The sequence below is a fragment of the Pseudomonas sp. GW821-FHT02B10 genome, assembly GCF_059421865.1.
The window spans coordinates 140,404-154,246 of record NZ_JBWKVU010000007.1; the positions used below are offsets into that span (position 1 = coordinate 140,404).

At 60.7% G+C, this 13,843-nt stretch carries 14 protein-coding genes and 1 other RNA gene; 4 read left to right on the plus strand and 11 right to left on the minus strand.

Annotated elements, in window-relative coordinates; genetic code table 11:
- The 9 genes from mraY to rsmI all read right to left on the minus strand — a co-directional run bounded on the left by mraY (nucleotide 1) and on the right by rsmI (nucleotide 8,909).
- Nucleotides 1–1,083 (minus strand): phospho-N-acetylmuramoyl-pentapeptide-transferase, encoded by a 1,083-nt coding sequence (gene mraY / locus AC07VU_RS17025; RefSeq protein ID WP_007928475.1) that lies wholly within the window; start codon nucleotides 1,081–1,083, stop codon nucleotides 1–3.
- Nucleotides 1,083–2,450: a UDP-N-acetylmuramoyl-tripeptide--D-alanyl-D-alanine ligase gene (locus AC07VU_RS17030; RefSeq protein WP_053262559.1), complete on the minus strand. Its 1,368-nt coding sequence runs from the start codon at nucleotides 2,448–2,450 to the stop codon at nucleotides 1,083–1,085. The genes mraY and AC07VU_RS17030 overlap by 1 nt, the downstream gene beginning before the upstream one ends.
- Complete coding sequence (locus AC07VU_RS17035; protein ID WP_102678599.1) at nucleotides 2,443–3,906, minus strand: UDP-N-acetylmuramoyl-L-alanyl-D-glutamate--2,6-diaminopimelate ligase; 1,464 nt, start codon at nucleotides 3,904–3,906, stop codon at nucleotides 2,443–2,445. The genes AC07VU_RS17030 and AC07VU_RS17035 overlap by 8 nt, the downstream gene beginning before the upstream one ends.
- On the minus strand, nucleotides 3,906–5,630 hold the full coding sequence (locus AC07VU_RS17040) for a peptidoglycan D,D-transpeptidase FtsI family protein (RefSeq protein ID WP_164523783.1): 1,725 nt from the start codon (nucleotides 5,628–5,630) through the stop codon (nucleotides 3,906–3,908). The genes AC07VU_RS17035 and AC07VU_RS17040 overlap by 1 nt, the downstream gene beginning before the upstream one ends.
- Nucleotides 5,630–5,923: a cell division protein FtsL gene (gene ftsL, locus AC07VU_RS17045; RefSeq protein ID WP_009050721.1), complete on the minus strand. Its 294-nt coding sequence runs from the start codon at nucleotides 5,921–5,923 to the stop codon at nucleotides 5,630–5,632. The genes AC07VU_RS17040 and ftsL overlap by 1 nt, the downstream gene beginning before the upstream one ends.
- Nucleotides 5,920–6,867, minus strand: coding sequence for a 16S rRNA (cytosine(1402)-N(4))-methyltransferase RsmH (rsmH, locus tag AC07VU_RS17050; protein WP_053262562.1), 948 nt, complete (start codon nucleotides 6,865–6,867; stop codon nucleotides 5,920–5,922). The genes ftsL and rsmH overlap by 4 nt, the downstream gene beginning before the upstream one ends.
- On the minus strand, nucleotides 6,864–7,319 hold the full coding sequence (gene mraZ / locus AC07VU_RS17055) for a division/cell wall cluster transcriptional repressor MraZ (protein ID WP_003205355.1): 456 nt from the start codon (nucleotides 7,317–7,319) through the stop codon (nucleotides 6,864–6,866). The genes rsmH and mraZ overlap by 4 nt, the downstream gene beginning before the upstream one ends.
- A gap of 308 nt (nucleotides 7,320–7,627) precedes the next feature.
- An RNA gene (rnpB, locus tag AC07VU_RS17060) (RNase P RNA component class A) lies at nucleotides 7,628–7,981 on the minus strand.
- Nucleotides 7,982–8,054: 73 nt separating this feature from the next.
- Nucleotides 8,055–8,909 carry a 16S rRNA (cytidine(1402)-2'-O)-methyltransferase gene (rsmI, locus tag AC07VU_RS17065; RefSeq protein WP_178081121.1) on the minus strand — a complete coding sequence of 285 codons (855 nt, stop codon included), beginning with the start codon at nucleotides 8,907–8,909 and terminating at the stop codon, nucleotides 8,055–8,057.
- A gap of 237 nt (nucleotides 8,910–9,146) precedes the next feature.
- On the opposite strand from rsmI, the gene AC07VU_RS17070 reads away from it, so the two are divergent.
- The 4 genes from AC07VU_RS17070 (at nucleotide 9,147) to AC07VU_RS17085 (ending at nucleotide 12,605) form a co-directional block, all read left to right on the plus strand.
- On the plus strand, nucleotides 9,147–10,958 hold the full coding sequence (locus tag AC07VU_RS17070; protein WP_274304577.1) for a penicillin-binding protein activator: 1,812 nt from the start codon (nucleotides 9,147–9,149) through the stop codon (nucleotides 10,956–10,958).
- On the plus strand, nucleotides 10,958–11,329 hold the full coding sequence (locus AC07VU_RS17075; RefSeq protein ID WP_007928464.1) for a YraN family protein: 372 nt from the start codon (nucleotides 10,958–10,960) through the stop codon (nucleotides 11,327–11,329). Before AC07VU_RS17070 ends, AC07VU_RS17075 begins: the two co-directional genes overlap by 1 nt.
- Nucleotides 11,330–11,436: 107 nt before the next feature.
- Nucleotides 11,437–12,030 carry a phosphoheptose isomerase gene (locus AC07VU_RS17080; protein WP_007928463.1) on the plus strand — a complete coding sequence of 198 codons (594 nt, stop codon included), beginning with the start codon at nucleotides 11,437–11,439 and terminating at the stop codon, nucleotides 12,028–12,030.
- Entirely contained in the window at nucleotides 12,027–12,605 is a 579-nt protein-coding gene (locus AC07VU_RS17085; RefSeq protein ID WP_007928462.1) for a BON domain-containing protein, read from the plus strand. Before AC07VU_RS17080 ends, AC07VU_RS17085 begins: the two co-directional genes overlap by 4 nt.
- A 55-nt stretch (nucleotides 12,606–12,660) precedes the next feature.
- Here AC07VU_RS17085 and AC07VU_RS17090 read toward each other — a convergent pair whose 3' ends face one another.
- Nucleotides 12,661–13,077, minus strand: coding sequence for a ClpXP protease specificity-enhancing factor (locus AC07VU_RS17090; RefSeq protein WP_053262566.1), 417 nt, complete (start codon nucleotides 13,075–13,077; stop codon nucleotides 12,661–12,663).
- A gap of 16 nt (nucleotides 13,078–13,093) precedes the next feature.
- Nucleotides 13,094–13,711 carry a glutathione S-transferase N-terminal domain-containing protein gene (locus tag AC07VU_RS17095; RefSeq protein WP_495030178.1) on the minus strand — a complete coding sequence of 206 codons (618 nt, stop codon included), beginning with the start codon at nucleotides 13,709–13,711 and terminating at the stop codon, nucleotides 13,094–13,096.
- Between the last annotated feature and the right edge of the window lie 132 nt (nucleotides 13,712–13,843).

Sequence of the window (13,843 nt, forward strand, 5' to 3'; positions counted from 1 at the left end):
CTACCTCAGCTTCAGGGTGGCAAGGCCGATCAGCACGAGAATCACGGTGATGATCCAGAAACGGACAATCACACGCGGCTCGGGCCAGCCCTTGAGTTCAAAGTGGTGGTGAATCGGCGCCATGCGAAATACACGACGACCGGTCAATTTGAAGGAAGCAACTTGAATGACCACCGACAGGGTTTCCATCACGAACACACCGCCCATGATGAACAGAACGATTTCCTGGCGAACGATCACCGCGATGGTGCCCAGGGCCGCGCCCAGCGCCAGCGCGCCGACGTCGCCCATGAAGACTTGTGCCGGGTAGGTGTTGAACCACAAGAAACCGAGCCCGGCGCCGATCAGCGCGCCGCAGAACACAATCAGTTCACCCGCGCCCGGAACGTAAGGAATCAGCAGGTACTCAGCGAATTTCACGTTACCCGACAGGTAGCAGAAGATGCCCAGGGCGCCGCCTACCATCACGGTCGGCATGATCGCCAGGCCGTCGAGGCCATCGGTCAGGTTGACCGCGTTGCTGGAGCCGACGATCACGAAATAGGTCAGGACCACGAAGCCGATGCCCAGCGGAATGCTGACGTCCTTGAGCATGGGGATCAGCAAGGTGGTTTCGACCGGGGTTTGCGCGGTGACGTACAGGAAGATCGCCGCGCCCAGGCCAAATACCGACTGCCAGAAGTACTTCCAGCGGCTCGGCAGGCCACGGGAGTTCTTCTCGATCACCTTGCGATAGTCATCGACCCAGCCAATGGCGCCGAACAGCAGGGTGACCAGCAACACCACCCACACATAACGATTGCTCAGGTCAGCCCACAGCAGGGTGCTGATACCGATTGCCGAAAGAATCAACGCGCCGCCCATGGTCGGAGTACCCGACTTGGAGAGGTGCGATTGCGGACCGTCATTACGCACGGCCTGGCCGATCTGACGGGTCTGCAGAGTGCGGATCATCCACGGCCCCAGCCACAAGGACAGCACCAGTGCAGTCAGTACCCCGAGAATCCCGCGCAGGGTCAGGTACTGAAAGACCGCGAAGCCTTTGTAGAACTGTTGCAGGTACTCCGCTAGCAGCAGCAGCATCAATGTTTCTCCGTGCTGGAACCACACAAAGCCGCGACGATGTTTTCCATCACCGCGCTGCGCGATCCCTTGATCAAAATAGTGGTGTTTGTATCTTGCTCGGCACCCAGGGCGGCAATCAGCTCGGCCTGGCTGGCGAAGTGTCGGGCGTGCTCACCGAAGGCGGCGACCGCGTGGGCCATCATTGGACCCACGGCATAGAGCGCCGACACCTTGCCGGCGGCATAAGCACCCACTTCGCGGTGCCCCTGCTCCGCCCAATCGCCCAACTCGCCGATATCTCCGAGCACCAGGACGGTGCGACCGGAAAAGCCGGCGAGTATATCAACGGCCGCGCACATTGACGTGGGGTTCGCGTTATAGGTGTCGTCGATTACCCGCATACCGTTTTTCGCCAGTTGGGCGACAGTGCGGCCCTTGACTGGCTGCACCGCGTTGAGCCCGGTGGCGATGCCGAACAGGGACACGCCCAGGGCATGCGCGGCGGCGGCAGCGGCCAGGGCATTGGCAACGTTATGGGTACCCAGCAGGTTCAACTGGACACGCTCAGAACCGTTGCCCGCGTGCAGGGTGAAGTTCGGACAGCCACGGGCATCACGCTGGATATCCGAGGCGTAAAAGTCGGCGGCATTGTTGGTCAGGGCAAAACTCAGCACCTGACGGCCAGCGGCGCGGCCTTTCCAGATCGGGAAGGCCTTGTCGTCGAGGTTGAGCACAGCGGTACCGGAAGCATCCAGCCCTTCAAGGATCTCGCCCTTGGCCTCGACGATTTTCTCCGGCCCGCCAAACTCACCCACATGAGCGGTACCGGCATTATTGATGATGGCGACCTGCGGCTTGGTCATCGCCACGGTGTAGGCAATTTCGCCAATGCGCGAAGCCCCCAGCTCGATCACGGCCGCGGTGTGCTCTGGGGCCAGTTCCAGCAGGGTCAAGGGCGCGCCCAGGTCGTTGTTCAGATTGCCGCGTGTGGCAAGCACCGGCCCGCGCGTGCGCAGGATGCTCGCAAGCATTTCCTTGACTGTGGTCTTGCCGCTGGAGCCGGTAATCGCCGCTACCGGCTTGGTGAAAGCCGCGCGATTCAACGCCCCCAGTTGGCCGAGCGCCTGCCGGGTATCGCTGACCAGCAGCTGCGGCAGCGTGCTGTCTGGCACTTCGCGTTCGACCAGGGCCCCGACGGCGCCTTTGGCGGCGACTTCATTCAGGTAGTCGTGCCCGTCGAAACGTGGGCCGGCCAGGGCAATAAAGAGTTGGCCCGGCTTGATCGCCCGGCTGTCGATGCTCACGCCATCGAAGCTGCAATCGCCAGCCAGCAGACGCCCCGCCAGCGGTCCGCTCAGTTCACTGAGTTTCAGGGCCTTAAGCATGGGCCACCTCCCACGCGGTCAGCGCTCGATCGGCTTCCACCAGGTCGGAGAAGTCGAGACGCACGCCATTGATTTCCTGATAGTCCTCATGACCTTTACCGGCCAGGACAATCACGTCGTCCGCCGAAGCGCCGGCGACCAACTGGGCGATGGCCAGGCCGCGACCGGAAACGAACTCGACCTTGTCCACTGCGCTGAAGCCGGCACGAATGTCGTCGAAAATCTGCGCCGGATCTTCCGTGCGCGGGTTGTCGTCGGTGACCAGCACGCCGTCGGCCAGGCGCTCGACCACTTCCGCCATCAGCGGACGCTTGCCGCGATCGCGATCGCCGCCGCAGCCGAACAGGCACAGCAAACGGCCCTTGGCATGGGGACGCAGGGCCAGCAATACTTTTTCCAGGGCATCCGGGGTGTGGGCGTAATCGACCACCACCAGCGGTTGCGAACCACCGCCCAGGCGCTGCATGCGACCGGCTGGGCCTTCCAGTTTCGGCAGTACGTGAAGGATTTCGTCGAGGGCGTAATCCAGGCCGAGCAAGGCGCCGACAGCGGCCAGCACGTTGCTCAGATTGAAACGACCGAGCAAGGTGCTACGCAGATGATGTTCGCCCTGCGGAGTCACCAGGGTCGCACGCACGCCTTCGTCGTCGAATTGCGCTTCGCGGCAGTACAGATAGGCCCGCGGATCCTCGAGACTGTAGGTAATCAACCGCGAATCCTGTTCGTCACTGGCCAGCAGCCGACCGAAGTCATCGTCGAGGTTGATGACACGGCACCCCAGATCGGTCCAGCCGAACAGCTTGGCCTTGGTGGAGCCGTAGGCTTCCATGGTGCCGTGATAATCCAGATGATCGCGAGACAGATTGGTCAGCACCGCCACGTCGAAGGCCAGAGCACTGACTCGCCCCTGGTCCAGACCATGGGACGACACTTCCATCGCCACGGCCTTGGCGCCGGCCTTTTTCAGGTCGGCCAGGGTGGCCTGCACGGCAATCGGGTTCGGCGTGGTGTGCATGCCGCTTTGCAGCGCGCCATAAAAACCGCTGCCGAGGGTGCCGACAATGCCGCAGTGCTGGCCCAGCAGATCGAGTGCCTGCGCCACCAACTGGGTCACGCTGGTCTTGCCGTTGGTACCGGTCACGCCAATCAGGTTGAGGTTGCGGCTCGGGTCGCCATAAAAACGCCCGGCGATATCCGACAGCTGCGCCGCCAGGCCTTTGACCGGAATCAGCGGCACGTCGGTAATCGGCAGGACGGTCGCGCCTTCGACTTCATAAGCCACCGCGGCCGCACCGCGCTGCAAGGCGTCGGCGATGTGCGCACGACCATCGAACTTGCCGCCAGGCACCGCGAGAAACAGATCGCCGGCGCGCACATTGCGGCTGTCCAGGGTCAGTTCGCGAATCAGCAGATCACGACCAGCGTGGGCGAAAATCTTGTTCAGGCTAAGAGACATCAGCCGCGCCCTCCTTTAGCTGGTGCCGCATTGGCTTGTTGGGTAGGTGGCAGGTTGTCCGGCGAGATATTCATCAGACGCAGGGTGCCGGACATCACTTTGCTGAACACCGGCGCCGATACCAGACCACCGAAGTAACCGGCCTTGCTCGGCTCGTCGATCACCACGACGATGGCGTAGCGCGGATCGCTCATCGGGCCGAAACCGGCGAACAGCGAGCGGTAGGAGTTCTCGGCATAACCCTTGGTACCGACCGAAGTCTTACGTGCAGTACCACTCTTGCCGGCCACGTGATAAGCCGGTACCTGGGCACGGAACACACCGCGCGGAGCCTCGATCACCTGCTGCAACATGCCTTGCATGGTCTTGGCGACCTTTTCCGGAATCACCTGGGTGGTTTCCGGTGTCCTGTCGGTTTTGATCAGGGTCAGCGGAGCGATGCGACCGTTGTTGGCCAGTGCCGAGAAGGCGTGAACCAACTGGATCGCGGTCACCGAGATGCCGTAGCCGTACGACAGCGTGGCGGTCTCGGCCTTGCGCCATTCACGATAATTCGGCAGGTTGCCGACTCGTTCGCCCGGGAAACCGAGGCCGGTGTCCTGGCCAAGACCGATTTTCTGGGCCAGGCGGAAGATGGCTTCGCCACCGATATCGAAGGCGATCTTGCTCATGCCAACGTTACTGGAATTGATCAGAATCCCGGTCAGGTCGAGTACCGCACCTTCAGTCTTGGATACGTCACGAATGGTGTATTTACCGATCTGCAGCGTGCCTGGATACACCTCGACGGTGTCGCTCGGTTTCCAGCGCCCGGTTTCCAGCGCCGCGCTCATGGAGATGGCCTTCATGGTCGAACCCGGCTCGAACACGTCGATCATGGCGCGGTTACGCATCATCGCTGGTTGCAGGTTGCGACGGTTGTTCGGGTTGTAGGTCGGCTGGTTGACCATGGCCAGGATCTCGCCGGTCTTCACGTCCATGATGACCAGGCTGCCGGCCTTGGCGCCGTTCTCGACGATGGCATTGCGCAGCTCGCGGTTGGCCAGGTATTGCAGGCGCAGGTCAATCGACAACGCCAAGGGCTTGCCGGCCTTGGCGTTTTTGGTGACCTGGACATCCTTGATCAGTCTGCCGCGCCGGTCCTTGATGACCTGGCGCTTGCCCGGAACTCCGGCGAGCCACTCGTCATAAGCCAGTTCGACCCCTTCACGGCCGCGATCGTCGATGTCGGTAAAGCCGACCATGTGCGCGGTCACTTCGCCGGCCGGGTAGAAGCGCCGGAACTCTTCGATGCCATATACCCCCGGCACCTTGAGATCGAGAACTTGCTGGCCCTGCTCGGGCGTCAGGCCGCGCACCAGGTAGATGAATTCTTTATTGGCTTGCGCTTCAAGGCGCTCGGCCAGCGCCTTGGGGTCTTGCCCCAAGGCAGCAGCCAATGCCGGCCACTTGTCCTTGGCCAGCTGCATTTCCTTGGCGTTGGCCCACAGAGTGGTCACTGGCGTACTGACCGCCAGCGGCTCGCCGTTACGGTCGGTGATCAAGCCACGGTGAGCCGGGATCGGAATATGCCGAACGCTGCGTGCATCGCCCTGCCCCTTGAGGAAGTCGCGATCGACGACCTGCAGGTCGATGATGCGCCAGGCGATCGCCGCCACCATGATGCCGAGCAAGCCCAGCACCAGGCGGAACCGCCAGGGGAAGAGTGCGCCTTCAAGCTTCATCATGGCGCCACCATCTGGACTTCTGCCGCGCCGGGAATGCGCATTTTCAGTTGTTCGGTGGCCAGCACTTCGATCCGGCTATGGGCGGTCCAGGTGCTTTGCTCGAGAATCAGCCGTCCCCACTCCGCTTGTGCCTTGTCGCGCACACTCAACTCGCCGTATAGCGTGTTGAGCAGTTGGCGATTCCAGTGGGCGCTATAGGACACCGCAATCGCGGACACCAGGACGCCGATGAACAGCAGAAGCATGAAAAAGCTTCCGCCTGGAAGTGGCTTGGCGAAAAGCTTGCTCACCGCAGCTTCTCCGCAACGCGCATGACAGCACTACGGGAACGCGGGTTGGCCTTGAGCTCGGCATCGGAGGCCGTCTGCGCTTTGCCATGGACTTTGATTTTCGGCTCGAAAGCCACGTGGCGTACCGGCAGGTTGCGAGGCAGGTTATCCGCCTCGCCCTTCACCAGCTTGCGCATGAACAATTTGACGATGCGGTCTTCCAGCGAGTGGAAACTGATGACCACCAGACGGCCGCCGACCTCCAGGCACTCCAGCGCGGCTTCGAGGCCGGCTTCCAGATCGCCCAGTTCGTTGTTGACATGAATGCGCAACCCCTGGAACGCACGGGTTGCCGGGTTCTTGCCCTTTTCCCAGGCCGGGTTGGCGACTTTCAAGACTTCCGCCAGGTCGGCGGTGCGTTCGAACGGCTTGATATCGCGGCGCTCAGCCACGGCGCGGGCCATACGACCGGAGAAACGCTCTTCGCCATATTCCTTGAATACGCGGGCGATTTCTTCCACCGGCGCGGTGTTGACGAACTCCGCCGCGCTGATGCCGCGGGACGGGTCCATGCGCATATCCAGGGGACCATCATTGAGAAAACTGAAGCCACGCTCAGGATCGTCGAGCTGCGGCGAAGACACGCCCAGGTCGAGCAGCACGCCGCTGACCTTGCCATCCAGGCCACGCTCGGCCACCTCCGAGCCCAGCTCGGCAAAGCTGCGCTGCACAACGACAAAGCGGCCGTCTTCGGCCGCTAGCGCTTGCCCGGTGGCAATCGCTTGAGGATCTTTGTCGAATCCGAGCAGCCGGCCATCCGGCCCGAGCTTGCTGAGGATCAGACGACTATGACCACCGCGACCGAAGGTGCCATCCAGATAGCAGCCATCAGGACGTACGGCGAGAGCCTCGACGGCTTCGTCAAGCAGTACGGTGATGTGGTTAAAGCCGCTATCAATAGTCACAGGATCAAATCACGCAGTTCATCAGGCATGGCGCCCGGTTGTTGAATAGCTGCCAGGTCCGCTGCGGAAACAGCATTCCAGGCATCCTCGTCCCACAGTTGGAACTTGTTTAGTTGGCCTACCAACATTGCGCGCTTATCCAACTTGGCATATTCGCGCAGACGCGGCGGAACCAGAAAACGACCACTGCCATCGAGTTCGAGGTCGACGGCATTACCAATCAGCAAACGCTGCAAGCGACGGTTTTCTTCACGCAGCGAAGGCAGCGCGCGCAGCTTGGTTTCAATAATTTCCCACTCGTCGAGGGGGTAGACACACAAACACGGATCAACGGCATCAATAGTGACGATAAGTTGCCCGGAACTACGCGAAACGAGCTCGTCACGGTACCGACTCGGCATGGCGAGACGGCCCTTTGCGTCGAGACTGATAGCGTTAGCTCCGCGAAACACGTCAGCGTTTCTCCAAATTTTAGCGTTTTACGTCCAAAAAACCCACTTCATGCCACTTTCCGCCACTTGCGCACACTATAGGAATGCGCCCACCACACCGTCAAGGCACGGAGCGACGGAAAAGCCTTATAGAACGGAGATTTAGGAGACTAAAAGGAGGGGTAACGGGAATTTGGCGAAGGATTTGGTGCAATAACTTCAATCAGCTCAAGAAGCTGTATCGCGAAGTTAAAGTAATTTGTTAAGAGTAAGATCTTTTCGGTATTACAAAAGCGCTTCTGCTATTGATTCAAGCAGGGAGGGAAAAGGTGGAGAGTCGATCTGTAAGCCGGGTTCTGTCGAGGACAGTCATTCCTCTACAATGGCCATCACTGGACATCTTTAGCAACCTACCCGGTTCCAGCGCGGGCCACGCCTTGGAACCCTATTTGGTCTTGCTCCGAGTGGGGTTTACCTAGCCACGAACTGTTGCCAGACGTGCGGTGCGCTCTTACCGCACCTTTTCACCCTTACCGGCACCGAAGTGCTTAGGCGGTTATTTTCTGTGGCACTTTCCGTAGGCTCGCGCCTCCCAGGCATTACCTGGCACTCCGCCCTATGGAGCCCGGACTTTCCTCCCCCCTCTAATTTTCATAGAGGGCAGCGACTGTCCAATCGACTCTCCGCCGCGCAGGTTAACGGCAGAGCGGCGGAAGAACAAGTGATAAAAGCCTTTTGCCATTCCGCCGATCGCGTTTACTCGCCTTTCTGTTTATCCAACGCCACTTGATAGAGCACATTCTTGCGCACGCCGGTAATTTCCGCCGCCAATGCCGCGGCACGCTTGAGCGGCATCTCGTTGAGCAGCAGGTCGAGAACCCGCATCGCCTCACTGCTCACAGCCTCGTCGCTCTCCGGCGCAGACCATCCCGCTACCAGTACAACGCATTCGCCGCGCTGCTGATTGCTGTCTGCCTCGACGAAAGCCCGCAACTCCGAAAGCGGCAGCCCCTTGAGGGTTTCAAAGGTCTTGGTCAGCTCCCGGGCCAGCAATGCCGGACGCTCGCCACCGAACACCGACTCCATATCCTGCAAGCACTCGAGAATACGGTGTGGCGCCTCATAGAAAATCAGCGTGCGCGGTTCTTCCTTTAATAGCTCAAGGCGCCCGCGCCGCCCTACCGCCTTGGCCGGCAGAAAGCCCTCGAAGATAAAACGATCGGAAGGCAGCCCCGCCGCCGACAAGGCCGCAATCAGAGCGCAGGCCCCAGGAACAGGAACGACATTGATACCCGCCGCACGCGCCTGACGCACCAGGTGGTAACCCGGATCGGAGATCAACGGCGTGCCCGCGTCGGAAATCAGCGCAACGCTGTCTCCCGCCAACAGACGCGTGAGAAAACGGCTGCCTTCATCCCGTTCGTTATGCTCATGGCATGCGGCCAGCGGCGTGGAAATCCCGAAGTGCTGCATCAAGCGTTGCGAGTGGCGCGTGTCTTCGGCGGCAATCAGCGCCACCTCACGCAAGATCTTCAAGGCCCGGGCACTGATGTCGTCCAGGTTGCCGATGGGCGTCGCCACCACATAAAGCGAGCCAGCAGCGGAATTCAAAGGACCTGGAGCAGTCAAAGCGCACACCTCTTGATCGGTAAAAGCGCCATTGTAGCGCGTAGAAGCCTTCGGAATGCGTGTCGCAGGCACCTCACGCCTGCGACAGCGCCAGCCGCTCTAAAGCACTGCAACATTTGCTCGACCTAAAATAGACGGTTTATTGCCAGTAACATCGCGCCCCGGCCAGTGCTTGGGTACAATTCCACGCTAATTTGATCGAGTATCAGGAACACTTACATGATCGCTTGCCTGCGGCTGTTCTCTGCCTTATGCCTTGCTGCCCTCCTGGCAGCTTGCGCCAGCTCGCCCTCCTCCAGCCTTGGCGAACTTCCACGGACCCCGGATGCCAGCATCGAGCAACTGCTCGAACAGGCCGCCAACAGCAAAACACCCGACAAGGCAGCCCTGCTGCGCTTGAGCGCTGCCGACCTGGCCTATCGCCAGGGCAACGCCGGCCAGGCCGCGCAAATCCTGCAACAAGTGCCGATGGAGCAACTCAAGCCCGGCCAGCAGGTTTTCGCCAGCACCCTGGCCGCCGAACTGGCCATGACTCGCAACCAGCCAAAGGCCGCCCTGACTGCCCTGAGCCACCCGAGCCTGCAACGCCTGAGCGAACTGCCGGAAGAGCAGCAAATCCGCACCGGCACTGTCCACGCTCGCGCACTAGAGGCTGACGGCCAGGCCCTCGCCGCGGCACGGGAGCGCATTTTCATTGCGCCACTGCTCAAGGACGACGCCGCGAGCAAGAACCACGAAGCCATCTGGGCATTGATTGCCAGCCTGCCGACCGATCAACTGCAAGCCGTCGGCAACGATGACCTGGGCGGCTGGATGAGCCTGGCGCTGGCAGTGAAGACCGCCGGCACCCTGGAACAACAGCAGGCCGCCATCGACAACTGGCGCGCACAGAACCCCAAGCATCCGGCGGCCATTCAGCTGCCGCTGCCGCTGACTAAACTCAAGGAGCTGGCCAGCCAGCCGCTGTCCAAGATCGCCCTGCTGTTGCCACAGGAAGGCCCGCTGGCCGCGGTCTCCAAGGCCCTGCGCGACGGCTTCATGGCCGCGCACTATCAGGCTCAGCAAGCCGGTCAGAAGCCTCCCAGCATCGAGTTCTACGACAGCTCGCGCCTGACCTCGCTGGATGACTTCTATCGCAAGGCCCAGGCAGATGGCGTGCAACTGGTCGTCGGCCCGCTGGAAAAACCGCTGGTCAAACAGCTTGCCGCGCGCCCGCAACTGCCTATCACCACCCTGGCGCTGAACTACAGCGAAGGCGAACAAGGCCCCGCGCAACTGTTCCAGTTCGGCCTGGCCGCCGAAGATGAAGCTCGCGAAGTCTCCCGCCGCGCCCGCGCCGACGGCCTGCACCGCGCTGCGGTCCTGGTGCCACGCGGCGAATGGGGTGATCGTGTGCTCAAGGCTTTCCGTCAGGACTGGGAAAGTAACGGCGGTAGCGTGGTCGGTATCGAACGCGTCGATCAGCCGGTAGCCCTGGCCCAGCAGATTGCCGACCTGTTCCAACTGCGCCAGAGCGAAGCCCGCGCCAAGAGCCTGCAGAACGCCGCTGGTACTCAAGTGGCCGCACAACCTTCGCGTCGCCAGGACATCGAGTTCATTTTCCTGGCATCCACTCCGCAACAGGCACAACAGATCAAGCCGACCCTGAACTTCCAGTACGCCGGCGATGTACCTGTCTACGCCACCTCTCATGTCTTCAGCGCCAGCGGCGACCAGAACCAGTACAACGACATGAACGGCATACGCTTCTGCGAGACGCCTTGGCTGCTGGATGCCAATGACCCGCTGCGCCGACAGGTCGCCGCGCAGTGGCCACAAGCCGGTGGCAGCCTGGGTCGACTGTATGCGATGGGCGCCGACGCCTACCGCCTGGCACCACGCCTGGGGCAACTCAAAGCCCTGCCGGACAGCCGCATCGAAGGCCTGTCGGGCAGCCTGACCATGAGCCCGAGCCAGCGCGTTCAACGCCAGCTGCCATGGGCCGAGTTCGTCAGCGGCCAGATCACTCGCCTGCCTGACACCCAGCGCTAATGCCACAACGATCACGTCAGCAAAGCGGTCAGGATGCCGAAGCCCAAGCGCTCCGGCATCTTGAACAACAAGGGCTGCGCCTGCTGGCGCAGAACTGGTTGTGCAAACGCGGCGAGCTTGATCTGGTCATGCTTGACGGCGATACAGTAGTATTCGTCGAAGTCCGCTACAGACAACACACGCAATGGGGTGGAGCACTAGGCAGCATCGACGCACGCAAGCGTCAGAAACTGATACTCGCCGCACAGTTTTTCCTGCAGCGCGAGTCGCGCTGGTCCAACCACCCTTGCCGTTTCGATGTGGTCGCCATAGACAGCGCCCCAGGTACAACCACTCATTTGAACTGGCTACGGAATGCCTTTGAAAGCTGATCGACGCTCTCGGGCCGAGCCGGACATTTTCACTCAACATTTTTGCTCTTTGCTTTGCGGGCAGCACATTCATGTGCCAGAAAGCCGCGCCACTTAAGGTCACACAGATGGACATGCAATCCCGAATTCGCCAGCTTTTTCAGGCCAGTATCGACACCAAGCAGCAGGCGATGGACGTACTTGCACCGCACATCGAGCAAGCCAGCCAGGTCATGGTCAACGCCCTGCTCAACGAAGGAAAAATGCTTTCCTGCGGCAATGGTGGCTCGGCCGGCGATGCCCAGCACTTCTCCTCCGAACTACTCAACCGTTTCGAGCGCGAGCGCCCGAGCCTGCCAGCCATTGCACTGACCACCGACAGCTCGACGATTACCTCGATCGCCAACGACTACAGCTACAACGAAGTCTTTTCCAAGCAGATTCGCGCCCTGGGCCAGCCTGGCGATGTCCTGCTGGCGATCTCCACCAGCGGCAACTCGGCGAATATTATTCAAGCGATCCAGGCCGCACATGATCGCGAAATGATTGTCGTAGCATTGACCGGTCGCGATGGCGGCGGCATGGCGTCCCTGCTATTGCCGGAAGATGTCGAGATTCGCGTACCGGCCAATGTCACTGCACGCATCCAGGAAGTCCACCTGCTGGCGATCCACTGCCTCTGCGACTTGATCGACAGCCAACTGTTCGGGAGTGAAGAATGACCCCTAATCGCCTTGGCCTACTGGCCCTGACCCTAGCCTTGAGCATCAGCGGTTGCAGCTCGGTGATTACCGCCACCCGCGAAAGCCCGATCGAAGATGACCGCGGCACCCGCACCTTCGGCAGCAAGATCGATGACTCACTGATCCAGACCAAAGTCGAAGTGAACGTCGCCAAGGCCAGTCCGGATCTGGACCACAATTCGCACATCGTGGTGACCAGCTTCAACGGTATCGTCCTGCTGGCTGGCCAGACCCCGCGCGCCGACCTCAAGACACTCGCCGAGCAGGCCGCCAGCGCCGTGCAACGGGTGAAGAAAGTCCACAACGAACTGCAGGTTCTGCCGCCCTCTTCCCTGCTGGCCCGGCAGAACGATGCCTGGCTGACCACCAAGATCAAGACCCAGATGCTGACCGATGCCAGCATTCCAGGCTCGCGCATCAAGGTCGTGACGGAAAACGGCATCGTCTACCTGCTGGGCCTGCTGACCCAACAGGAAGCCACCCAGGCGACCAATCTGGTACAGGGCGTTTCCGGCGTGCAGAAAATCGTCAAACTGTTCGAGTACATCGACTGATGTGAACGAAAGGTACAGACACAAAAAAGGCGATCCGGATGGATCGCCTTTTTTATTACTTCACGACCTTCAGACTGGGTCGACCGCTTGGACGCGGCGGCTCGTTATCCGGTGGTGGAATATCATCATCCGGCTCAACTTCATCGTCCTCGTCATCCACGGGCGACTCCAGATCGAACACCATACCCTGACCATTCTCCCGGGCGTAAATGCCCAGGATCGCCGGCACAGGGACGTACAAGCTATGCGGGACGCCACCGAAGCGCCCCTCGAAAGTCACCACCTCGTTATCCATGTGCAAATGACGCACGGCACTCGGCGAAATATTCAGGACGATCTGTCCGTCACTGGCGAAACCCTGAGGCACCTGCACCGCCGGGTATTCGGAATTGACCAGCATATGCGGGGTGCAATCGTTGTCCACAATCCACTCGTAGAGCGCGCGGACCAGATAAGGTCGACTGGAGTTCATAGCGGCTCCTTAAGCCTTAGCGCATGTCGCGTTCGACGCCAGACAGACTTGCCTGGAACGTCTCACGGGCGAACTGGCGCTCCATGTAATCAAGCAACGGCTTGGCTTGCCGTGGCAATTCAATACCCAGGATCGGTAATCTCCAGAGTATTGGTAATAGGCAGCAATCCACCAGACTTTGTTCCTCACTGAGGAAAAACGGCTTCTCCGCGAACAGCGGTGAAACGCCAGTCAGGCTCTCGCGCAGCTCTTTGCGAGCATGAGCCCGAGCGGCTTCCTTGGTCCGGGAATCCAGGATCAGATCCACCAGCCCACACCAATCACGCTGGATCCGGTGGATCAGCAGACGGCTGTTGGCACGCGCCACAGGGTAAACCGGCAGTAGTGGCGGGTGCGGGTAACGCTCATCCAGATATTCCATCACCACGGTCGACTCCCACAACGCCAGGTCACGATCGACCAGGGTGGGCAGGCTGCCGTAAGGGTTCACTTCGATCAGCTTCGGCGGCTGACGCCCCGCCTCCACACTGATGATCTCGGCGCTGACACCCTTCTCTGCGAGCACGATACGTACCCGGTGGGAATAGTGGTCGGCGGGGTCGGAGTAACAGGCCAACCGATTGGTCACGCCCATGGCGGTCCTCCTCGCTTGTTGAAATTATCGGAAGCAGAAAAACGAGCGCGCCCAGAGGACGCCTCCCGTAACGCCTGGATGATCCAGACTCGTTACACCTTCAGAGACGCCCTTGGGCGCGCACGATTAACA